Genomic DNA, 21133 nt, shown 5'->3' with positions numbered 1-21133 from the left:
TTAGATGACAAGACGGCTGCCGGTCAGTTCGCGCAGGCAGGCTTCGCCCCGGTCCTCCGGCGGTTTGGCCATGCGAACCCATTCGATCAGCTCATCCATCCCTTCATCGAAGCTGCGCTGAGGCCGGACGCCGAATGCCTGTTCGAGCTTCCCGATATCGGCGAAGCAATGCCGGATGTCGCCGACGCGATATTTGCCCAATATCTCCGGCGCGATATTCTTGCGCAGGAGCCGCGACAGCGTGAAGGCGATGCCGTTCACGGAAATGGACCGGCCGCTGCCGACGTTGAACACGTCCCACAGCGCGAGGTCGCTGGCCAGCGCGGCCGCGAAGGCATTGGCGACATCATGGACATGGACGAAATCGCGCCTCTGCTCCCCGTCCTCGAAAATGAGCGGCGGCTGGTCGTTGAGCAGGCGGGAGATGAAGATGGCCGCGACCCCGGTATAAGGATTGCTGAGCGCCTGCCGGGATCCATAGACGTTGAACAGGCGCAAAGCGACCGTGGGGATGCCCAGCGCGCGGCCCACGGACAGAAACATTTCTTCATGATCGCGCTTGTTGATCGCATAGATCGAGGTCGGGTGGAGGGGCTTGTCCTCGCCGGTCGCAACGGGTGCAAGCATTTCGCCGTTCAGCGACAGCTCCCATTCCCGCCGCGCCAATTGCTCGTGGGTGCGGGCAGGAGGAGATGTGAGGACGCCGTTCGCCCCGCGATAGGCTCCCTCGCCGTAAATGGACATGGAGGAAGCGACCGCGATGCGCCGCACCGTGTGAGACACGCGGGAGAGGGTTTCCAGGATCACCGCCGCGCCCAAGGCGTTGTTGCGGGTATAATCGACGATGTTGGTCATGCTTTGGCCGACGCCGACCGACGCGGCCAGATGGCAGAGATGGGTGACGCCACCAAGCGCGGCTTCGAACACGCCATCGTCCAATATGTCGCCCCGGATGCGCCGCACCGCCGGATTGAGATAGGTGGGCCATCCATCCGCATCGACTTCCGCATCGCCATGGACCTGAGGCAGCAGGCAGTCGAGTATGGTGACTTCGAAGCCGCGGTCCAGCAGGGTGTCGGCAAGGTGGGATCCGATAAAGCCGGCGCCGCCCGTGATCAGCACATGACCCATCATCGCATCTCTTCCTTTCAGTTGACAGACAAGATCGCGCGGCGAAACGGAGCATTATCCGCTGGGCCCGCGCCATGGACTTCGCGCACCAATTCTTCATTGGCATTGATCTTGACCGTGCGTTCCCAGACGAGTCCCTCATCGCGCCGATACATGCGCCAGCCGATCCAAAGGGGGATCAGCCAGATCAGCCAGAAGATCATGATCGACAGCGGGTTGACCCGGATCATGTACTGGATGCGGTCGCGGCGGCGCTTCAGGACGAAAGCGGTGCGTTTCCAGGTGTTCCAATAGATTAACATCAATGAGCCGAAGAACAGGGCAAGGTTGAGCAAGGCGAGCCCGGTCGCCCAAATGGGCAAAGCCGGCGTGCCCGCCGCATATTCGGCGACTGCCCATATGCCGGCGGGAAGACCCACGGCGTTGAGCCACAGCGACATGCAGGGTAGGAAATTCATCCAGGCTTTCACCCGCTCCTGAAAGGTAAAGCCCATATGGTCGAGCGGAACGGCAAGGCTTTGGAAGAAGCCGCATACCCATCTTTTGCGCTGGGTGATGCCATGACCGATCGTATAGGGCACTTCCTCGATCAGCGGATTGGCGATGATGCCGAGGGTGCGGCCGTTCTTCCACATCCGCATGCCGACCTCCGGATCCTCGATGGTGATCCAGGGATGGAAACCGCCCAGCTCGATCAGGTCCGAAGCCTTGAAGAACAAGCCCTTGCCCAGCACCCAATAAGGATGGGTGCCATTGGCCGACAAATGCGGGTATTTGCAGCCGTCCCAGACCATATGGTCGAAACTGTGCCAGGTGGCCGCCATCGTGTCGTTGAGGTTACCCGCGATGTTGGTGGCTTGCAGGACGTCGTAATGGAGCATGCCGGCCGCCGCCGCCTTGAAATGATCGCGCGGGGGGGCGCTGTCCGCGTCGATGTAGTTGACGAGGAAGTCCCCCTTCCCTGCTCTCTCCTCGGCTGTGCGGTAGAAAGCGTAGATAAGCTGGCGGGTCTTCTTGGGCGGCAGCGCCCGGTCATAAGCGCGCGGTCCGTGATGCCACCAATAAGCGTGGGGGTTGGCATCCCAGGATCGCCAGACCGGCGCCCAGCCCGGATCGCCGGTGGGCGGAACCTCTATCACTTCCAGGAAGGAGAATTCTCGCGTCAGGCGCCTAAGGCTGGCGACCGTTTGGATATCGTCGGCATTGGGGATCGCGATGACACGGTATCGGTCGACGGGATAATCGAGATCCGTCAGCGACGTGAAGGTCGTGCGCATGGTTTCCTCAAGTTCGCGCAGGACGGGGTAGAAGAGGACGATGTAGGGAAGCTCGTCATGGCCAAGGTGATCGGCCTCGCGGACATCCACCCAATTGATCGGGCGGCTGAACAGGTAGAAGTCGACGATGAAGCTGCCGAAATAGAGAAGCTGAATCGCCACGAAGGCGGCGATAAGCCCGTCCGTCAGGCTGAAGGGAAAGCTCATCGCCTCTTTCCCATCAGGCTGCAGCGAAACCGCGTTCGGCCATCCCACGCTCCAGACCGCCGCTTTCGATCTGCTCGGCGAAATAGTCGATCGTGCATTCAAGGCCCGCGCAAAGCGCGATTTTCGGCGCCCACCCAAGGACCGTTCCAGCCCGGCCGATATCGGGCCTGCGGCGGCGGGGATCGTCCTGCGGCAAATCCCGATAGACGATGCGCGATGCGGAACCGGTCATTTCTATGATGATTTCCGCCAGCGTCCGGACGCTGATCTCGACCGGATTGCCGATATTCACGGCGCCTTCGATCGGCTCGTCCGACGCCATGAGGCCGATTATTCCTTCGATCAGGTCGTCGACATAGCAGAAGGATCGGGTTTGCGATCCGTCGCCATAAACGGTGATATCCTCGCCTTTCAGGGCCTGAATGACGAAGTTCGAAACCACGCGGCCGTCGTCCGGCTGCATGCGCGGGCCGTAGGTGTTGAAGATCCGCGCCATCCGCGTCGCGATGCCGTGGCGGCGGGCATATTCGTACATCAACGTTTCGGAGAAGCGCTTGCCTTCATCGTAACAGGCGCGCGGGCCGAGCGTATTGACGTTTCCCCAATAGCTTTCGGGTTGCGGATGAATGTCCGGATCGCCGTAAATTTCGGAAGTCGAGGCATGGAAGATGCGGGCACGATCCCGCACCGCCCGTTCCAGGCAGTTCCGCGTCCCGCGCGAACATATGTCGAGCGTCGCGAGCGGATCGGACTGATAATGAACGGGCGAGGCCGGGCAGGCGAGATTGTAGATTTCATCGAAGGCCGGAAGATCGTCGGGCAGCGGAGCGACGATGTCATGCTGCACCAAAGAAAATTGTCCGGAACATAACAGATGTTCCACATTGGCGCGTCTGCCGGTGTGAAAATTGTCGAGCGCGAAGACGCGGTGGCCGCTTTCGACAAGGAAAGTGCAAAGATGGGAGCCCAGGAACCCCGCGCCCCCTGTCACGCAGATCGTTCGAGTCCGGCCCTGCGCAGTCCGACCGATGCCGCCGAGAATCAGACTGGGGGCGCGAAGCTCGAACATCCCTTCCTCCCTGTTTTCAAATAGAAAATCAGTTTCGATGATGACAGGAGGCCGCGCCTTGCGATTTCGCAAACCATGACACTTCTTTTTGCGGTGAAGCAAAGGCCGATGGTTCGCGTCCCGTTTCGGAACGCTCTTTCAGGCCCGATGGCGATGCGAACCATCTAGGTGCATAATAAGGTTACAGGTCAACAAGATATGGAGGAACGCAATGCGGACGGCATATCATGGAGCGGCACTAGCATTCGTCCTGCTGGCAAGCTGCAATCGCAACCCCCAAGCTGCGGCGACGAACAACATTCAAGCTAACATGGCTTCCCAAGCGCCGGCACGCTCCGATCCGGAGATCGTGGAAGGGCTTTCGGGCCGCACGGCACGGGTGCAGCTGGCCGATGGCCGTACCCTGCTGGTGACTCACCACCGCGACGGCACGGCGCATATGACGGGCGACGGCGGGCTCGATATGACCGGGCGCTGGTCGGTGTCCAACGGCCAGCTTTGTTTCGACTGGACCGGGCAGCCCCGCGAATGCTGGCCCTATGGGGGGCCGCTGACACCGGGCGAAAAGGTGCAATCGACCAGCAGCCGCGGACAGATCATCACGACCACCCTGTTGATGGACGGCGAAACCGGAATGGTTGAGGCCGGGAATGAAGCGGTAGCGTCGAACATGGCCGGAAACGCCGTCGAATAAGGGTCAGCCAAGTCCGATGTCCAGGGTCATCATCGTGACCAGCCCGATCGCCAGGCTGATCATGGCGGGCTTGCGGCTGCTGACCTGGCGGCGGACGTCAGGGATGATCTCCAGGGCGACGATGTAGATCATCGCTCCCGCGGCAAAGCCAAGGCCCCAGGGAAGGAGCGCGGAGGCGAGCGACACGGCGGCAGCGCCGATCAAGCCCGCGACCGGCTCGACAAGGCCGGAGAACAAGGCTGTCGCGAGCGCCCGGCGGCGCGAATAGCCGAGGCTGGAGACCGCGCCCGCCACGGCCAGCCCCTCCGGCATGTTTTGCAGGCCGATACCGATCGTCGTCGCCATGCCCGCCGCCATGTCGCCGCCGCCGAAGCTGACGCCGACCGCCATGCCTTCCGGAAAATTGTGAAGCGTGATCGCAGCGACGAACAGCCAGACCCGCCGGAAGCGCGTTTCGGCCATGCCGCGCGGGCCGAGCCCGAACTGATCGAGCGAGGGCATGTAGGCGTTGAGAAGGGCGAGCGATACGCCGCCCAGCAGGACCGCCGCCATGACGACGCCGACGGCCGCGCCCAGATCGAAACCCATCGCCTGCGCCTGGCCGATCCCCGGGATGATTAGGGAGAAAAAGGACGCAGCCAGCATCACGCCTGCGGCAAAGCCAAGCAGCAGGCTTTGCCGCTTCTCGTCCGAGGGCCCCATGCCCAGGATCGGCAAGGCACCGAGAAACGTGGCAAGGCCCGCCGCCAGGCTGGCGAGGAAACCGATGAGAACGAGCGACGTCACCGCGCGGCTCTTGCTTTCGGGCTCCCCATCTCGATCGTCATATGCCGTCTCATGATCGCCCTCCTACGTTTGGCCTTCCGGCGGGTTCCCATGTGGGGGCGCCGCCGGGAACTTGCGGCTCGCACAGTTTACGTTAAGGGAAGGGCATGACCTTGCCCGCGTTATTCGATCGCCTCCGGCTGCCCGTCATCGGATCGCCGCTCTTCATCATTTCCAACCCCGATCTGGTGATCGCGCAGTGCAAGGCGGGTATCGTCGGGTCTTTTCCGGCGTTGAATGCCCGTCCGCAATCCCTGCTCGACGAATGGCTGCACCGGATCACCGAAGAGCTGGCGGCTTGGGACCGGGATCACCCGGAGGCGCCGTCCGCCCCTTTCGCGGTCAACCAGATCGTCCACCGTTCCAACGCCCGGCTGGAACAGGACATGGCGACCTGCGCCAAATGGAAGGTGCCGATCGTCATCACGTCATTGGGCGCGGTAGAAGAAGTCAACCAAGGTGTGCACGGCTGGGGGGGCATCACCCTGCACGACATCATCAACGACCGCTTCGCGCGCAAGGCGGTGGACAAGGGCGCGGACGGCCTGATCGCGGTCGCGGCGGGCGCGGGCGGGCATGCCGGACGCCTGTCGCCCTTTGCGCTGGTCCAAGAGATACGCGATTGGTTCGACGGGCCGCTGATCCTGTCCGGCGCCATCGCCAACGGCCGCGCCATCCTGGCAGCCCAGGCGATGGGCGCGGACCTCGCCTATATCGGCTCGCCTTTCATCGCGACGGAGGAAGCGAACGCCGTCCCCGCCTATAAGCAAGGGATTGTGGAGGGCCGGGCGGACGATATCGTCTATTCCAGCCTCTTTACGGGCGTGCACGGCAATTACCTGCGTCAATCAGTCGTCGCGGCGGGCCTCGACCCGGACGCTCTTCCGGAAGGCGATCTCAAGACGATGGATTTCGGCGCGGCCGACGGTGCCAAGGCGTGGAAGGATATTTGGGGGTCGGGCCAGGGCATCGGCGCCATTCGGGAAATCATGCCCGCGGCCGGCTATGTGGCCAAGCTCAGCGCCGAATATGAAGAGGCGAAGCGGGAATTGGCGGCGAAGGCCAGATAAGCCCCGCCAAAGCTGACGATCAGGCGAGAGTTTCGAATTGCCGCCGCCAAGCATCCGGCAAAGGCGCGGGCTTGCGGCTGTCGCGCTCGACATAGACATGCACGAAATGCCCCTCGGCCGCCGCCTCGTCATCGCCCTTGCGGAAAACGCCGAGCCGGTAACGGACGCTCGAGCGGCCGATATGCTCTATTGCCAGCCCGATATCGACCGGCTCTGGATAGGCGAGCGGCTTGGCATAGCGGCAGCCGGTTTCGACCACGAGACCGATGGGATCGCCCTTCTCCACATCGAGCAGGCCCGATTCGATCAGCCAGGCATTCACCGTCGTGTCGAACCAGGCATAATAGACGACATTGTTGACGTGGCCGTAGGCGTCATTATCCGCCCAACGCGTGCCGATTTCCCGCCATACCCGGTAAGCGTCTCGTCCCTTCAGTGGTTCCCGGCTCACAATGCCGCCTCGTAAAGGCGGCGGGCATCGGCCTCGCCGACCGGGCAGGGATTGTTGATGAGCAGCCGTTCCTGCTTCATCGCTTCCCGGGCCAGCATATCGAGGTGATCGGCGCCGACGCCGACTTCGGACAGGCGTTGGGGAAGGCCGCTTGCCGCCGAGAGCGCGCCCATCCTTTCGATCAGCGCGCTCGCCTGGGCCTGCATCCCTTCCCCTCTCACATCCGGGACCAACAGGCAGCCAAGCTCCGCGTACAGGGGCAAGGCATGCGCCATGTTGTGGCGGAGGACGTGGGGCAGCATCAGCGCGTTCGACAGGCCGTGCGGGACATGGAAATGCCCGCCGAGCGGATAGGCGAGCGCATGGACCGCTGCGACCGGCGCGTTGGCGAAAGCGACACCGGCAAGATGGGCGCCAACCAGCATCGCGCTCCGCGCCTCCATATTGGCGGGATCATCGCAAGCAATCAGCAGATTGGCGGACAGCAGGCGCAGCGCGTCCTTGGCGAGCAGGTCGGACAAGGGATTCTTGAGCCGGGCCGAGGTGAAGGCCTCGATCGCATGAACCATGGCGTCGATGCCAGTGGCGGCGGTGACGTGGCGCGGCAAGCCGAGTGTCAATTGCGCATCGAGGATCGCATGGTCGGCGATCAGGGCAGCGCTGCTGACGCCTCTCTTCTCGTTATCGCCCACGGTGATGATGGTGACGGGCGTGGCCTCCGAGCCGGTGCCCGCGGTAGTCGGCACCAGGATCAGCGGCAGCCTTTTTCCAAGCGCCCTGCCGACACCCCATAGCGTGTCGAGATCCTCGCCCGTGGCCAGCAGATAGGCGGCGAGCTTCGCCACATCCATCGGACTGCCGCCGCCAAGGCCGACAACGGATGTGCAGCCCATTTCCTGCCCCAGTGCCACGGCTGCTTCCAGAGTGCCGAGCGAGGGATCGGCCTCTACCGCATCGAAGATCACGGCTTCCATCCCCTGCGCGGCGAGGCTGGCGAGAGCCGCGTCAGCAAGGCCCAGATTAAGAACCTGCGCGTCCGTCACGAAAAGACAGCGGCCTTGGGGTAGCAAAGCGCCAATCCGCTCCGTCGCGCCCGCTCCCGCGATCAGGCGCGGGCCATAATGGAAATCGAACGCCTTCATGGCCGCAATGCTAATCGGAGATAGACATCTGTCCAGACGTCCGGACACCGAAGTCAGAGAGAGCGCTGGAGCCGGCTCAAAAGGCTGCGAGCGGGGCTCGGCTGCGGCTCGTCACCGCCCGTCCCTTCATCGAGACGCTGAACGCGCGCGTGAAGATCGATGCTCGCATCGACGATGCGGCGCGCCGCGGCGGGCAGCAGGGGCAGCAGTTCCGTTTCGCTTTCCGGCGCCTCGCCAAGCCGCCGCTCGGGCCGGGCCGCATCGTCGGCGCTCATCTCTCCCGCCTCCACCGCGCGCTGATTCAACAGCCAGGCGATAACGTGCATCAGCCGCGTCGTGACCTTCAGCGACTCGCAGGAAAATCCGACGCGGATTAGCGGATCGAGCGCCATCCGGTCCTCGCGCCCCTCCCGATCGAAATAGGTACGCGCCTCGTCCGCCAAGCGCATTGCGTCCGCATAAAGCGAGTCGACCAGCTTGGGCGTGATCCGACTATGGGCGGCATCGAACATGGCGGGCCTTTTGCCATAAAGCGGACCCGGCGGGAACGGTAATTGCGCGCGGGAAAGGGCTGGCCTTTAAAGGGGCATGAACCATGACGATCAGGCGATGATGTCGGGAATCATCATGTCCTGAACCGTTTTGATCTCATCCTTCAAACGCAGCTTACGCTTCTTGAGGCGCGCGATTTGAAGAAGGTCCGGCGTCGCTGTCGCGGCCAGCGCGACGATCGCCGCGTCGAGGTCGCGATGCTCGATCTGCAGCCGGGCAACCTTTGCGGCGAGATCCGGCTGCTGATCCTGGTTGGTCATCCTGGCCCCCTTCAAACACACTTCGCCATGCGCGCACATGATGGTGCTCCGATCAACGGCACGTCGCAGATTATCGGGCAATCGTCTAAAGGGGAAAGACAAAAGCAAGAAAGCGAGTCTAGCGTCAAATCCGTCACCAAGAAGAGGAGATCATGGGAATGGCCAATGCGCATATCTCGGCACTTCAGGCGAAGCATGCCGACCTTGATGCCCGCATCGAAACGGAGGAGCATCGCCCCCTCCCCGACATGACCCTGGTCTCGCAATTGAAGAAGCAGAAATTGAAGGTGAAGGAAGAGATTAACGGCTTGCACTAAAAGCAAGATTCATCATGTTCCGGCCTGCGCCGGAACATGATGAAGGCGCAGCCGAACCCGGCGATCAATCGTCGCGGGAAACGCGTTCGTTCTTTTCGTGGCGTTCCTGCGCCTCGACCGTCATGGTCGCGATCGGGCGGGCTTCCAGACGGGCAAGAGAAATCGGCTCGCCGGTGACTTCGCAATAGCCATATTCGCCTTGCTCGATCCGGCGCAGGGCCGCGTCGATCTTGGAAATGAGCTTGCGCTGGCGATCGCGGGTGCGAAGCTCGATCGACCAATCGGTCTCGCTCGACGCGCGGTCCGTCATGTCGGCTTCCTGGATCGGCCCGCTCTTCAGCGAAGCCATCGTGTCGCGCGATTCCCGGACGATCGCTTCCTTCCAGTCGAGCAATTTCGCGCGGAAATATGCAAGCTGCCGGGGATTCATGAATTCTTCGCCCGGTTCCGGCCGGTAGCCTGCGGGCATGTCCGCACTGAATTCCGGGTCGAACGATTCGTTCAAAGCCGTAGCCATCAACCCCTCCACTCACCTCGCGGCCAAAATGGCCGCAGTCCGTCAGCGCTTGCGCCACCCCCGGTGAACCGAGCCTGTTGGCGCTCGCCTCGCGGGCCTATACCGTCGCGATATAGCCAGCACAAGGTGAACATAAGCTGCTGAATTTGTTTGAAGAGATTAAGGCCGGCCCCTATCGCCGCGAAGGGGCCGGCCCCTGCCCATCGAATAATCCGATCAGCTTTCAGAAATGATTCGTTCAATATCGGAGACTGGGTGGCCGGTCAGATCCTTGGGGATCTCCCCGATCAGCCGTTTCTCGACCTCCTTATGATAATGTTTGCGCATTTCGCCGAGCGTTCGCGGCGGAGCGACAATGATCAGCGATTCATATTCGTTCTGAAGCGCCCGCTGCTTCAGCATTGCGGCCGCTTCAGCCGCGAACCGGTCTTCCTCAAGCTGGTGAAAGTCGGTTTCCTCCATCGCACTGCGGGCAAAGCCGACGGCGCTCGAGGAGCGTCCAGGGGCATCGGTCGATTGCTCGCGATCGGGAGGATTGTCCTGCACCGTTTTCGTTTCAACGGTCAGGTTGGGATAATCGCTGTCCCCCTCATTCCGGAAAAAAAGCATCTTCTGCCCATCGGCAACCAGCACGAAACTGTTGTGCGGGACTTGCATCGCATTCTCCTTGTTCTGCCGGTTCTTGAACGCGGTTGGATCGGGGATGGTTGCCGGTTGCTAAGACTTGGAGCCAGGGCCATAGCTTTATCCATGCGGATACTCCTCACCAACGACGACGGCGTGAATGCGAGCGGATTGAAGGTGCTGGAACGGATCGCGCGGCGATTTTCCGACGACATCTGGATCGTCGCTCCGGCGGAGGAGCAATCGGGCGCAGGGCATAGCCTGACCCTCACCACGCCCGTCCGCTTGCGCAAGCTGGGCGAGCGGCGTTTCTGCGTCACCGGCACTCCGACGGATAGCGTGATGATGGCCATCGCCCACGTCATGAAGGACGATCCGCCCAGTCTCATTCTTTCCGGCGTCAATCGCGGTGCCAATCTGGGCGAGGATGTTACCTATTCCGGCACGGTGTCCGCGGCCATGGAAGGCGCCTTGGCTGGCATTCCCTCTATTGCCCTTAGCCAGGTCTATGCCCGCGAAGGCATGGGCGATACCGTTCCTTTCGCCGCCGCGGAGGAATGGTGCGAAGGCGTTCTCCGCCCTTTGCTCGCCGAGCCCATGGCGCCGCGCACGCTTATCAACGTCAATTTCCCCGCATTGCCGCCCGGCCAGGTCCGGGGGGTGCGGGTGGTTCGGCAAGGGCTGCGCGATTACGGCCGCCTGCGCCTCGTTCAGCGCACCGATCCGCGCGGCTACGATTATTTCTGGTTCGGATTGGGGCCAATGGTGGAAACGCCCGGCCATTCGACGGACCTGGAGGCGGTGGCCGACGGTTATGTCTCGGTGACCCCCCTGCACCTCGACCTCACTCATTCACCATCCCTTGGACGCCTCGCGAGTCTCTATCCTTGATGGTGCCGCGGCCGCGAAACGCGGCCTGTCCGTCATGAGCCTGCTGGCCTGGCCATCGCCGCTCATGAGTTGTACGCGAGGGAAGTTGAAACGAAAGACCTTCAGGCTAGCGGCATGATCGTCGAGATCCTGCCGATGACGGCAGCCGAATGCGCTTTTTGAATTATGCCATCACTGCCCGGCTATGGAGTGCCGCAAGGCTGCTTTGCGCCCGTTCAATGAAAATCCAGTTCCTGTTGCATCTGCTCGATCGCGATCGCATGCCCTGCCGGCTCCACGGTGAGCATCCCTTGACCGACGGCGCAGGTCACCATGTGAACGCGGTTGCGCGCGCGCATTTTCATGCGCACATTTTCGACATGCCGCTCCACGGTCCGCGGCGCGATGCCGATCGACTGCGCGGCTTCTTTCGCCGAGAGACCATTGGCGATCATCGCGAGAATCTCAATTTCCCGATGGGTCAGCGTCGCTGGAGCATATGTCCCGTTGCGCATGCGCCCTGTCCTTTCCCAATGCAGCATCCCTTATGCCACAGAGCATCGTTTGATCCCATAACTCAATGCAAATATTAACTATTTCGTTCCCATACGGGACATGCGAGCGAGCAATGGCAAAGCCGCCACAATCTGATTGCGATTTGCCAGAAAGAGCGGGTCTATAACCCGGATTTTTCTACTGGCCCGTCCAGTGCGGGTTGGTTGCGATCAGCCATCGTTGGCCTTACGTGCCGAAGCATGCCTGCCGCCAATTCCCCTTTCCAATATCGCGATTATCGGGCCTTCTGGGCGGCGCGGCTCGCCTCCACCATCGCCAGCACGATGCTCGTCGTCGTCATCGGCATCCATGTCTACGACATCGCGCGGGAAACGATGAGCATCGCCGAAGCCTCATTCTGGCTCGGCATGGTCGGTCTGGCGCAATTTCTGCCTCTGTTCCTGCTGACGCTCGTCGCGGGATATGTCGCAGACAGGGTGGACCGGCGCTGGATCGTGCGGGCCAGCCTGACGCTGGAATTCGTCTGCTCTATCCTTCTCGCCGCCATGGTGTGGACCGATTCCATGTCGCTCATGCCCTTGTTCGCCGTAGCCATCGCGCTTGGAGTCGGGCGTGCATTTGCGGGACCAGCCCTTTCCTCGTTCGCGCCCAATCTGGTGCCGAAGGAATTGCTGCCGAGCGCCATCGCGCTCAATTCCATCGCCTGGCAAGCGGGCGCGGTGGCGGGGCCGCTGCTAGGCGGCGGAGCCTATGCACTCTCCCGCGCCCTGCCTTACGAGTCTTCGGCGGCCCTCTTCGCCATCGCGGTCGGCGCGATGCTCGTCATCCGGCCCATTCCACGCGGCAATGCCGGGCAATCGCATCCTTTGCGCGCGGTGATCGAAGGCATCGCCTATGTCCGCGATAACAAAATCGTGCTGGGCGCCATTACGCTCGACCTGTTCGCCGTCCTGCTGGGCGGCGCGACGGCGATGCTGCCGGTCTATGCCCGCGACATCCTGCACGTCGGATCGGAAGGGCTGGGCGCGCTTCGTGCGGCACCGGCGGTCGGCGCAGCGCTTACTGCTGCCGTCCTGGCACGCCGTCCCTTGAAGCGTCATGTCGGCGCTAAGATGTTTCTGTGCGTCGGCCTGTTCGGCATCGCGACGATGGTATTCGGGGAAAGCCGCATCATGTGGCTGTCGCTCGCCAGCCTTGTCGTGCTGGGCGCTGCCGATATGGTGAGCGTCTACGTCCGCTCCTCGCTCATCCAGCTTCACACGCCGGATGCGATGCGCGGGCGCGTGTCGGCGGTGTCGGGTCTCTTCATTTCCGCTTCCAACGAGCTTGGCGAGTTTCGCGCAGGACTCGCAGGCGCCGCCTTCGGACCGGTGCTCGCCGTGGTCGGCGGCGGCGCCTTGTCCGTGCTCGTGACCGGTCTCTTCGCCTGGGCCTTTCCCAGCTTGCGCAAGGCCGATCGCTTCGTCGCCCCGGATGAAGACATTCTTGCCGAAGCCTCTGGAAAGGACCGTCCGGACTTCCCAATTCCAGCGATGGTCGCGGGCCTCGACCCGAAAGCCGAGAAAGGACAGCCATGAAAGCCGCCAGCATTCTCGAAACCGTCGGCAATACGCCGCATATTCGCATCAACCGCCTATTCGGCCCCGCAGAGGTCTGGGTGAAATCGGAACGTGCCAATCCGGGCGGATCGATCAAGGACCGCATCGCTTTGTCGATGATCGAAGAGGCCGAGAGATCGGGCGCTTTGAAGCCTGGCGGCACGATCGTCGAGCCCACCAGCGGCAATACCGGCATCGGCCTCGCCATGGTCGCGGCGGTAAAGGGGTACACACTGATCCTCGTCATGCCCGAGAGCATGAGCATCGAACGGCGGCGCCTGATGCTGGCTTATGGCGCCACCTTCGATCTTACGCCCAGGGAAAAGGGCATGAAGGGCGCCATCGAGCGCGCGCATGAATTGCTGGCGGAAATCGAAGGATCGTGGATGCCGCAGCAGTTCGAAAATCCCGCCAACATCGATGTCCACGTCCGCACGACCGCCCAGGAAATCCTGAACGACTTTCGCGATACTCCGATCGACCTGCTGATCACCGGTGTCGGCACGGGCGGCCACATCACCGCCTGCGCTTCCGTGCTGAAAAAGGAATGGCCAAGCCTTCAGGTGTTCGCGGTCGAGCCGACCTTGTCCCCGGTCATTTCCGGCGGCCAGCCCGGTCCGCACCCGATTCAAGGAATTGGCGCGGGGTTCATTCCCGCGAACCTCCACACCGATCTTCTGAACGGTACGATCCAAGTCGATCCCAATGACGCCAAGGACATGGCCCGCCGCGCCGCGCGCGAGGAAGGGATGCTGGTCGGCATCTCGTCAGGCGCCACCCTCGCCGCCATTCGCCAGAAGCTCGCCGAAATCGGCGAAGGCAAGCGCGTGCTGGGCTTCAACTACGACACCGGCGAGCGTTATCTCTCGGTGCCCGAATTTCTGCCGGAATAGATAAGGCTAGAGAGGTGCCATACCCCCATCTGGCCATTTGACATGATCTTTACGCCAAATGGCATTCGCGCCGCTTTCCAGATCGTGGGGACATCTACATATCTAGCCCCATCACTGATGTCCGGGGGCTTTGAATGAAGATTGTGATTCTTACGCCGGCCATAGGCGACACCTGGGCCAGCGGGCGCTGGCAAGAGGTGATGGCGCGGATGCAGGCGCCGCTTGAAGCGGCAGGCGCAACGGTAGAAGCGCGGAGTTGGACCGAAACCGGCAGCTTGACGGGCGCATCCCTCGTTCTCCCGCTGCTCGTCTGGGGATATCATCAAACGGACGAAGCCTGGCTCGATCAGGTCGATACCTGGGTAGAAGCGGGCGTCCGTCTGGGTAATCCCGCCTCCGTTCTGCGTTGGAATACCGACAAGCTGTATCTCGATCGCCTTGCTCGGCATGGCGCCCCAGTCGTGCCGACGCATTTCGAGGACCGCTTGGATGAAGCTTCACTCTTGAACGCAACTGCCGCTTTCGGTTCGGACAAGTTGGTTCTGAAGCCGCAAATATCCGGCGGGGCATGGCGCACCATCCGCTGGTCGCCGGGACAGCCGTTCGATGCGGGGCCCAGCGGCCGCGCGATGATCCAGCCCTATCTTCCCTCCATCGAAACGGAGGGGGAAGTCTCCCTCCTCTATTTCGGCGGGCGGTTCAGCCACGCCATCCGTAAGCGCCCGCAGCCCGGCGACTTCCGCGTCCAGCCGGAATATGACGGGATCATTACCGCGCACCAGCCGGATGGCGATGAAATGGAGGCCGCCGAGCAAATTCTCGCCGCCGTCGAGGAGGATTTGCTCTACGCCCGGGTCGATTTGGTGCGCGGGCTAGACGGCAAGCCTGCCCTCATCGAACTCGAACTGATCGAGCCGGACCTCTATCTGGGCTACGATCCTGATGCTCCCGCCCGGTTCGCGGCGGCGGTGAAGAGCTTACTCTGATCCCAGCCGGTCCGGAATGTCCGCCTCATCCTCGTAAAATTCCATGGCGATGGAATTGAGGCAATAGCGCAGGCCGGTGGGTGGCGGACCATCCGGGAAGACGTGGCCGAGATGCCCGTCGCAGCGGGCGCAACGTATCTCGACCCGCACCATGCCGTAGCCGCGATCTTCGATCTCGCGGATGTGATCGGCATCGAAAGGCTCGGTGAAGCTCGGCCACCCTGTGCCGGATTCGAACTTGGTGCCGGATTTGAACAGCGGCAGCCCGCACAGGCGGCAGGCATAAACGCCGCCCGACTTGTTGTTGAGCAGCGTCCCGCAAAAAGGACGCTCGGTCCCATGCTCCAGGATGACCTGCCGTTCATCGGGGCTCAAATCCGCTGCCAGCCGGTCGCGCACGCCTGGCGTCAGGGGCGTCACGTCATATCCCGATGCGGATTGGGTCATCCTGTCTCTCCTCATTCTCTCCCTGCGAGATAGGGATGAGCGCGGGGAACGCAATCGCCCTGCCCGCCGTTACGGCTGTCCAATGAGCGACACCCTGCAAATCCTCGACACGGCGCATTTCGAGCCTCCGCCCGAAGCCGTGGATTTCTATCGCGACAGCCTGGCGCTGTTGAAGGAATCGGGCATTCCTTTCCTGCTGTCAGGCACATATGCGCTGAGCTGCTTCACCGGCATCGTGCGGCCGACCAAGGATCTCGACGTCTTCTGCAAACCGTCCGACGCGCCCAAGATCCTCGCCTTCTTCAAGGCGCGGGGTTATGAAATCGAGGTCGAGGACGAACGCTGGATCGGCAAGGTCTGGAAAGGCGACAATTTCTTCGACGTCATCTTCAACATCTCGTCCGCCAGCATCCCGATCACCGACGAATGGTTCGCCCGGGTCCACGAGGCACAGGTCTATGGCACCACGGTCCGCATCACGCCGCCGACCGAATTCGTGCTGTCGAAAATCTTTCTGCAGACCCGTTATCGCTATGACGGCGCTGACGTAGCGCACACCATATTGAAGCAGCATTCGGAAATCGATTGGCGCTGGCTGCTGTCCGCTATGGAACTCTATTGGGAAGTCCTTCTCATCCAGGTGCTGAACTTCCGTTTCATCTACCCCACGGAGCGCGATCTTATTCCACGCTGGTTGTTCGACGAATTAATCGATCGGGTGAAGGCGCAGGCTGAACTCCCTGCGGCGGGGGTCAAGATATGCCGGGGCCGTCTTCTTTCTCCTCGCGATTTCGTGATCGACATCAGCGAGTGGGGCTTCGCCGACGTTGTGGGTAAGGGGATCGACGAGAAGCATGAACGACCAAAGCACCACTAAAGCGATCACCCTCGCCGCGATCGGCGACCTTCATGTCAACGAGGAGAGCCACAACCGCTACCGCGCCCTGTTCGAAGAGATGGCGGGAAAGGCCGACGTGGTGGCCTTGTGCGGCGATCTCACGAATTTCGGCAAAACGAGCGAGGCTGAAATCCTGGCCGAAGACATGCGTCATTGCGGCGTCCCGATCGTCGGCGTGCTCGGCAATCACGACTATGAATGCGGCCAGCCGGGAAAGGTCGCCGAAATCCTCCACCAAGCCGGCATGAAGATATTGGATGAGCAGGCGGCAGTGATCGCAGATGTCGGCTTCGCGGGCGTCAAGGGGTTCATCGGGGGCTTCGGGCGCGGAGAACTCGGCGCATTTGGCGAGGAAGCGATCAAGGTTTTCGTCGATGAATCACGCAACGAGGCGCGGAAATTGGAAAATGCCCTGCGGTCGCTCAGGACGGAGCGCTGCGTCGCCATCCTTCATTATTCTCCGATCCCCGAGACCATCGAAGGCGAGCCGCCGGAAATCTTTCCCTTCCTCGGCTCCTCCCGCCTCGCCAACGCCATCGACCGCTTCGACAATGTGAAAATGGCGATTCACGGCCATGCCCATCGTGGCAGCTTCAAGGGGGCGACGCCGCGCGGCGTCCCAGTCTACAATTGCGCGCAATTCGTGGTGCAGGCGGAAACCGGAAAGCCTTACGCTCTCTTCCAAATTTAACGTTGACCGCCATCGTAATTCGATTATTTCCTAATTAGGAATCATTCGAAGGTGATCGATGGACGTTTTTTCCGCTCTTTCTAATCCGGTGCGCCGCGACATCCTCGCCCTCCTGAAGGACGGCGACAAGACAGCGGGTGAGCTTGCCGATCATTTCCAGCTGACCAAACCGACCATGTCGGGCCACTTCGCCGCGCTCAAGGACGCCGGCCTGATCCTTGCCGAGCGGCGCGGCACCCAGATCGTCTACAGCCTCAATCTATCGCTTTTGGAAGAAGCGCTGTTCGGCCTGATGCAGCGCGTGTCTCGCGAGCCGAAAGATGCTCGGGGGGGCACATGGTCCTTCGACAAACGCGGCTGATCGCGCGCGTCCTATTCGGATGCATCCTGGCGCTCGCGGCGATATCCATTCTTTATTTCGGGCCTGACCACCCATTTCCGGCGATGCGGCGCGGTGTTCCTATCGACGTGCCGATGACGGAGGCGGCGCTGCGGTCCAGCCTTGTCACCTTCGTCCTGATGATCGCTTATGAACAGGCGGCACGTGTCAGGAAATGGCGGCGCAACCTCATTCGAGCGGGCGGTGTCTTCGCGACCAGCTGGATCGGCGGGCTGCTCCTCGCCCTCACGCTTCAGATTGTCGGTCTGGCAAGCGCGGCGGGTTTCGACCTCAACCGCGACCATATCTATGCTGTCGTGGTCGGCGCGCTGCTGATCCTAAGGGCGGACCAGCTGCCGAAAAGCCGCCCCGCATGGTTCAACGGCATCGCCCTGCCCATTTTCGCGAGCCGCAACGATGTGTGGAGACGCGTGCATCGGGCTTCGGCCATCCGGCTGTTCGCGACTGGCCTCCTGGCGCTGCTGCTTGCCGCATTTGCGCCCAAGGACAGCAAGCCCATGGCCATCGTCATGGGCCTCATGCTGATCGAACTTTTTCTCGCGACCGGCCACGCCTTGTGGCTCGGCGCCACCACTTCACGACGGGAGGGATAGAATGAGCGGGGTTATTTCAACGATCGGGGCGGCCTGGGGACGGGCCGCGCAGGTGGCGGCAGCGAGGCCTCTGCCCTTCCTCGCCGCCACCTTGGCGCTGGCGGGCACGGACTTCCTTCTCTGGCAAATGGGTGTGTTCGACGGGATCAAGGGACGAGACGCGGATCGCGCCCTGCTCGCCACTTTCCTGATCGGGAAGCTCCTCATCATCCTCATCTGGTTGCTGGCCTCCTTCAGGCTCGCCGCGGATTCTTGGGCCGGCTCCGTGCTGCGCCTCGACAAAAAACAGGGGCTCTGGATCGGCGGGCTGTTCCTGTTCATGCCGGTTGCTTTGGCCTTCCGCGTCGCCCTGACGAAAATCGCCGCGATCCTGATGGCTCCGCTCGGTCCCGACCCGCGCATCATTTCCTTGGGGGGGATCGCACTCTACCTCATGACGATCATGTATTTTCAGATGCGGTTCGCACCGGCACTGATCGGTGTCCTTCTGGGCGACGGGGAGGCAAGCCTCCGCTGGTCGTGGCGCGCGATGAAAGGGAAAGTAGGAGCGGCGATCGCCGCCATTGTCGGCATGATGCTGCCGCTCTTCGCCATCCATTACGGCATCAGCCTGTACTGGCTGCCGCAATCGAGCGTAGCCAGGGGGGCCGTGCTGCTGTTCGACGGCGCGGTCATGGCTTTCCTGATGCTGGCGTCCAGCGCGGCCTATATTGCCATCTATCGCTTAGCGAAGGGTGACAACCCCGGTAGCGCCCTTCCGTCCGCCGCCTTGGTCTGAACGATGATTGGGGTGGGCTTTCGTCCCGGCCCCCATCATTCGCCGCCGGTCTCGCTATCCTCCTGTGGCACGTTCGGCAGCTGGGTGCCCGCCGGGATGTATCCGGTGCTCACAAGGAAATCAGAAAGGGCATCCGGATAATTGGGTTGGACGAATTGCTGATCGTCCGGGCACGGCTCCGCCTTCACCTTGCAGCTCGGCGGCAGATCCCATTCTTCACTCTGGCCGTACGATGTGAGCATTTCCCCCCACGCCTGATCAAGGCGCCCGGCGCGGGCGGCGCTGGCGACATAAGCGGCACAGGCGCCATTGCGGGGATTATCGTCCTGCGGCGTGATGCAGTCCGCGCGGCTATTGGCCATGCTTTTGGCGAATAAGGGACGAAAGGCGGGCGCCTTGGACACGTCCCTGAATTTCGTCCCGACGAGATTGTAGACGAGCGGAGGCGCGTCGCTGAACGCATAAGGCGCGAAGGCGTAGAGGAAGGCATTGTCGTAGAGAACGAAGTCGGCGACGCCGTCGCCCGATATATCCTTGGGGAATTCGTTCAGCCCCGCCCCGTCCCATTCGCCGAGGTCGACGGTCGTGAACCCCTCGCCCAGTGGGGCCGCGACCTGGATCCTGGTGCAGCAATGCGCGCCGCCCGAATAACTGGCGAGGATGATATGATCGATCCGGGCTTGCGGATTGAGCCGTCCGACCCCAATGCGGTGCGTTGCCGTCGGCTGTGCCAATTCGCCTTTCATGACATGGTCTTTCATGCCCGGAGCGGTCACCCGTACTTCGGGGGCAGCCATGCCTTCGTCCAAGACGGCCGTAACGGTGACGCGCAACTCGCCGGCTTTGAACGTGACGGCTTCGGGATATCGTTCGGCACTCCACTCGGCGAACGTGCCGGGCGCGATCGCCTGCGCATCGTCGGCGGCCTGCATATCATTGACCATGCTGGCTTCGGGAGCGGCGATGGATGAGGGGCTGGCCGGACGTACTCCGTCCTTGGGCCAAGCGAAAAGCGCCGCCACGCCAAGGACGACGATGGCGATCAAACCGATGAGGATGCGATTGCCGATCCGCCGCCCGTCTTTATTGGCTTCCATCTTTTCATTCGACATGCCGGCCCTCCCGTCGCTTCACTCTAGAACAGGCGGGATCGGCCGCCAATATATCACTGTCCGGAAGGACTTCACGAACGAAGGGCTTAACCCATCCTGCTTCAAGCCTCGCCTTGTTGGCGCCCAGCCGGTCATGTTAACGCCGTGGCGGGATTCGGCAGATTGGCTGACGAAGGGGAATCATGATGACAAATGGAAGGCCGCTCGGCGCTCTTTATTCTCTCGCCGCGCTCATGGCCGTGTCCGGGTGCGGCGGGGCGGATACGCAGAATGCGGCGGCCGAAGGCGAAGCGACGGCCGAGGCGCCCAACGTCGACCCTGCTTTGCTGATCGCCGGCACCGTGACGGCGCCTGATGGGCACTCGCTCGACGGCGCGAAAGCGATCGCGTGCCTGACGCCGCAGGAAACGTGCGCCAAGGACGCGACGGTTCCGGTGACAATCGAAAACGGCGTCGGCCGCTATGAAATCGTCGTGCCGCAAAAAGGCGATTATCACGTTATGGTCTGGAAGGACGTCAACGCCAACGACACCCCGGACGGCGGCGACCTTCTGGCCTTCGCCAACAATATGGAAGCGGTGGCATCCGGCGAACGGCTCACGCCAATGGCGGCTTTCGTTAGAACCGCCGATGCCACGATGACGACCAATCTTGGCGGACTGCCTTACCGCATGGGCAATGCGCAGAACGCCGCGCAAGCGGTGGCGAATGCCGGGATCGGTGGCAATTGGTCGCAGCAATCCTTTGGGAGCGAACTTGTCTGGGGACCGGAAATCAAATTCCAGGCGGCGGCCGCGACGGCCGGTTTCGGCAGCGACCTTGGCGGCACGTTCGGCCCGGGCTCGGCGACGAACACGACCATCGTCTATTCCTATAAGCCGGTGCAGGTGAAGCGGACCATGTCCCTCAACGTCGCGCCCGACGGCACTTTCCACATGATCGCCGACATGGAACGGCGCCAGGGCAAATGCACGCCGGTCCATCAGGAAAAATTCGGGCACGTCCGGATGGAAGGCGACAAGGTGATCTTCGCGGTCGCCGATACCCGCCAGCGCTGCGGCAAGGGTGCCCTGGAAAAGGTGAAGCAGGAGGATGAACGCTACACCCTCGCCCGCAATGGCGATGGCTTCACCCTGTCCGGCGACAATGGCGTCAACTGGACCTTCACGAGGCGTTGAGCCCGGAATGATGAAGGGAGCGGCGCGAAGGCCGCTC

Annotated in this window: 26 protein-coding genes; 13 read left to right on the top strand and 13 right to left on the bottom strand. The window is 62.2% G+C overall.

Annotated elements, in window-relative coordinates:
• From IC614_RS02060 to IC614_RS02050, 3 genes are read right to left on the bottom strand one after another with little or no spacing between them, the layout of a single operon-like run.
• Positions 1-1134: an NAD-dependent epimerase/dehydratase family protein gene (locus IC614_RS02060; RefSeq protein ID WP_200972093.1), complete on the bottom strand. Its 1134-nt coding sequence runs from the start codon at positions 1132-1134 to the stop codon at positions 1-3.
• Between the two features lie 14 nt (positions 1135-1148).
• Positions 1149-2615: a glycosyltransferase family 2 protein gene (locus IC614_RS02055; protein ID WP_200972092.1), complete on the bottom strand. Its 1467-nt coding sequence runs from the start codon at positions 2613-2615 to the stop codon at positions 1149-1151.
• Between the two features lie 13 nt (positions 2616-2628).
• Positions 2629-3684 (bottom strand): UDP-glucuronic acid decarboxylase family protein, encoded by a 1056-nt coding sequence (locus IC614_RS02050; protein ID WP_200972091.1) that lies wholly within the window; start codon positions 3682-3684, stop codon positions 2629-2631.
• A gap of 310 nt (positions 3685-3994) precedes the next feature.
• On the opposite strand from IC614_RS02050, the gene IC614_RS02045 reads away from it, so the two are divergent.
• Positions 3995-4378: a hypothetical protein gene (locus IC614_RS02045; protein ID WP_200972090.1), complete on the top strand. Its 384-nt coding sequence runs from the start codon at positions 3995-3997 to the stop codon at positions 4376-4378.
• A 3-nt stretch (positions 4379-4381) separates the two neighbouring features.
• On the opposite strand, the gene IC614_RS02040 is transcribed toward IC614_RS02045, so the two are convergent.
• A complete protein-coding gene (locus IC614_RS02040; RefSeq protein WP_226372694.1) occupies positions 4382-5164 on the bottom strand; it encodes a ZIP family metal transporter in 783 nt (260 codons plus the stop codon).
• A gap of 146 nt (positions 5165-5310) precedes the next feature.
• Here IC614_RS02040 and IC614_RS02035 point away from each other — a divergent pair, with 146 nt between their 5' ends.
• Entirely contained in the window at positions 5311-6273 is a 963-nt protein-coding gene (locus IC614_RS02035; protein ID WP_200972089.1) for an NAD(P)H-dependent flavin oxidoreductase, read from the top strand.
• 19 nt (positions 6274-6292) lie between these two features.
• Here IC614_RS02035 and IC614_RS02030 read toward each other — a convergent pair whose 3' ends face one another.
• The 4 genes from IC614_RS02030 to IC614_RS02015 form a co-directional block, all read right to left on the bottom strand.
• Positions 6293-6724, bottom strand: coding sequence for an acyl-CoA thioesterase (locus IC614_RS02030; RefSeq protein WP_200972088.1), 432 nt, complete (start codon positions 6722-6724; stop codon positions 6293-6295).
• Positions 6721-7866: an iron-containing alcohol dehydrogenase gene (locus IC614_RS02025; RefSeq protein ID WP_200972087.1), complete on the bottom strand. Its 1146-nt coding sequence runs from the start codon at positions 7864-7866 to the stop codon at positions 6721-6723. Before IC614_RS02025 ends, IC614_RS02030 begins: the two co-directional genes overlap by 4 nt.
• A 53-nt stretch (positions 7867-7919) precedes the next feature.
• A complete protein-coding gene (locus IC614_RS02020; RefSeq protein WP_200972086.1) occupies positions 7920-8378 on the bottom strand; it encodes a DUF1465 family protein in 459 nt (152 codons plus the stop codon).
• A 90-nt stretch (positions 8379-8468) separates the two neighbouring features.
• Positions 8469-8678: a DUF465 domain-containing protein gene (locus tag IC614_RS02015; RefSeq protein ID WP_200972085.1), complete on the bottom strand. Its 210-nt coding sequence runs from the start codon at positions 8676-8678 to the stop codon at positions 8469-8471.
• Between the two features lie 158 nt (positions 8679-8836).
• Between IC614_RS02015 and IC614_RS02010 the strand changes: the two genes are divergently transcribed.
• On the top strand, positions 8837-8995 hold the full coding sequence (locus tag IC614_RS02010; RefSeq protein WP_200973054.1) for a DUF465 domain-containing protein: 159 nt from the start codon (positions 8837-8839) through the stop codon (positions 8993-8995).
• Between the two features lie 64 nt (positions 8996-9059).
• Here IC614_RS02010 and dksA read toward each other — a convergent pair whose 3' ends face one another.
• Both dksA and IC614_RS02000 read right to left on the bottom strand, forming a co-directional pair.
• Positions 9060-9512, bottom strand: a complete 453-nt coding sequence (gene dksA, locus IC614_RS02005) for an RNA polymerase-binding protein DksA (protein ID WP_200972084.1) — start codon at positions 9510-9512, stop codon at positions 9060-9062.
• A gap of 216 nt (positions 9513-9728) precedes the next feature.
• Complete coding sequence (locus tag IC614_RS02000) at positions 9729-10169, bottom strand: host attachment family protein (RefSeq protein ID WP_200972083.1); 441 nt, start codon at positions 10167-10169, stop codon at positions 9729-9731.
• Between the two features lie 93 nt (positions 10170-10262).
• Between IC614_RS02000 and surE the strand changes: the two genes are divergently transcribed.
• Positions 10263-11027 carry a 5'/3'-nucleotidase SurE gene (surE, locus tag IC614_RS01995; RefSeq protein ID WP_200972082.1) on the top strand — a complete coding sequence of 255 codons (765 nt, stop codon included), beginning with the start codon at positions 10263-10265 and terminating at the stop codon, positions 11025-11027.
• A gap of 215 nt (positions 11028-11242) precedes the next feature.
• Here surE and IC614_RS01990 read toward each other — a convergent pair whose 3' ends face one another.
• Positions 11243-11548, bottom strand: a complete 306-nt coding sequence (locus IC614_RS01990; RefSeq protein ID WP_226372693.1) for a helix-turn-helix domain-containing protein — start codon at positions 11546-11548, stop codon at positions 11243-11245.
• A gap of 213 nt (positions 11549-11761) precedes the next feature.
• Between IC614_RS01990 and IC614_RS01985 the strand changes: the two genes are divergently transcribed.
• The 3 genes from IC614_RS01985 to IC614_RS01975 all read left to right on the top strand — a co-directional run bounded on the left by IC614_RS01985 (position 11762) and on the right by IC614_RS01975 (position 14999).
• Entirely contained in the window at positions 11762-13099 is a 1338-nt protein-coding gene (locus IC614_RS01985) for an MFS transporter (protein WP_200972080.1), read from the top strand.
• Positions 13096-14013, top strand: a complete 918-nt coding sequence (gene cysK / locus IC614_RS01980; RefSeq protein WP_200972079.1) for a cysteine synthase A — start codon at positions 13096-13098, stop codon at positions 14011-14013. The genes IC614_RS01985 and cysK overlap by 4 nt, the downstream gene beginning before the upstream one ends.
• 134 nt (positions 14014-14147) lie before the next feature.
• Positions 14148-14999 carry an ATP-grasp domain-containing protein gene (locus tag IC614_RS01975; RefSeq protein WP_200972078.1) on the top strand — a complete coding sequence of 284 codons (852 nt, stop codon included), beginning with the start codon at positions 14148-14150 and terminating at the stop codon, positions 14997-14999.
• Here IC614_RS01975 and msrB read toward each other — a convergent pair.
• The gene (gene msrB / locus IC614_RS01970) at positions 14991-15446 is read right to left on the bottom strand and encodes a peptide-methionine (R)-S-oxide reductase MsrB (RefSeq protein ID WP_200972077.1); all 456 of its coding nucleotides are present in this window, start codon (positions 15444-15446) and stop codon (positions 14991-14993) included. The genes IC614_RS01975 and msrB overlap by 9 nt on opposite strands.
• A gap of 82 nt (positions 15447-15528) precedes the next feature.
• Here msrB and IC614_RS01965 point away from each other — a divergent pair, with 82 nt between their 5' ends.
• From IC614_RS01965 to IC614_RS01945, 5 genes are read left to right on the top strand one after another with little or no spacing between them, the layout of a single operon-like run.
• Positions 15529-16323, top strand: coding sequence for a nucleotidyltransferase family protein (locus IC614_RS01965; protein ID WP_200972076.1), 795 nt, complete (start codon positions 15529-15531; stop codon positions 16321-16323).
• The gene (locus tag IC614_RS01960) at positions 16301-17035 is read left to right on the top strand and encodes a metallophosphoesterase family protein (RefSeq protein ID WP_200972075.1); all 735 of its coding nucleotides are present in this window, start codon (positions 16301-16303) and stop codon (positions 17033-17035) included. Before IC614_RS01965 ends, IC614_RS01960 begins: the two co-directional genes overlap by 23 nt.
• A 58-nt stretch (positions 17036-17093) precedes the next feature.
• Positions 17094-17396 (top strand): autorepressor SdpR family transcription factor, encoded by a 303-nt coding sequence (locus IC614_RS01955; protein WP_200972074.1) that lies wholly within the window; start codon positions 17094-17096, stop codon positions 17394-17396.
• Positions 17372-18028 (top strand): hypothetical protein, encoded by a 657-nt coding sequence (locus tag IC614_RS01950; protein WP_207791136.1) that lies wholly within the window; start codon positions 17372-17374, stop codon positions 18026-18028. The genes IC614_RS01955 and IC614_RS01950 overlap by 25 nt, the downstream gene beginning before the upstream one ends.
• A gap of 1 nt (position 18029) precedes the next feature.
• Entirely contained in the window at positions 18030-18806 is a 777-nt protein-coding gene (locus tag IC614_RS01945) for a hypothetical protein (protein WP_200972072.1), read from the top strand.
• Between the two features lie 35 nt (positions 18807-18841).
• On the opposite strand, the gene IC614_RS01940 is transcribed toward IC614_RS01945, so the two are convergent.
• On the bottom strand, positions 18842-19918 hold the full coding sequence (locus tag IC614_RS01940) for a hypothetical protein (RefSeq protein WP_200972071.1): 1077 nt from the start codon (positions 19916-19918) through the stop codon (positions 18842-18844).
• A gap of 182 nt (positions 19919-20100) precedes the next feature.
• On the opposite strand from IC614_RS01940, the gene IC614_RS01935 reads away from it, so the two are divergent.
• The gene (locus tag IC614_RS01935) at positions 20101-21096 is read left to right on the top strand and encodes a hypothetical protein (protein WP_200972070.1); all 996 of its coding nucleotides are present in this window, start codon (positions 20101-20103) and stop codon (positions 21094-21096) included.
• Positions 21097-21133 lie beyond the last annotated feature (37 nt).

Origin of the sequence: Sphingosinicella flava, assembly GCF_016025255.1 — a bacterium.
Classification (GTDB): domain Bacteria; phylum Pseudomonadota; class Alphaproteobacteria; order Sphingomonadales; family Sphingomonadaceae; genus Allosphingosinicella; species Allosphingosinicella flava.
Note: the sequence above shows the minus strand (reverse complement) of the source record. Positions and strands in the feature narration are given on the sequence as shown.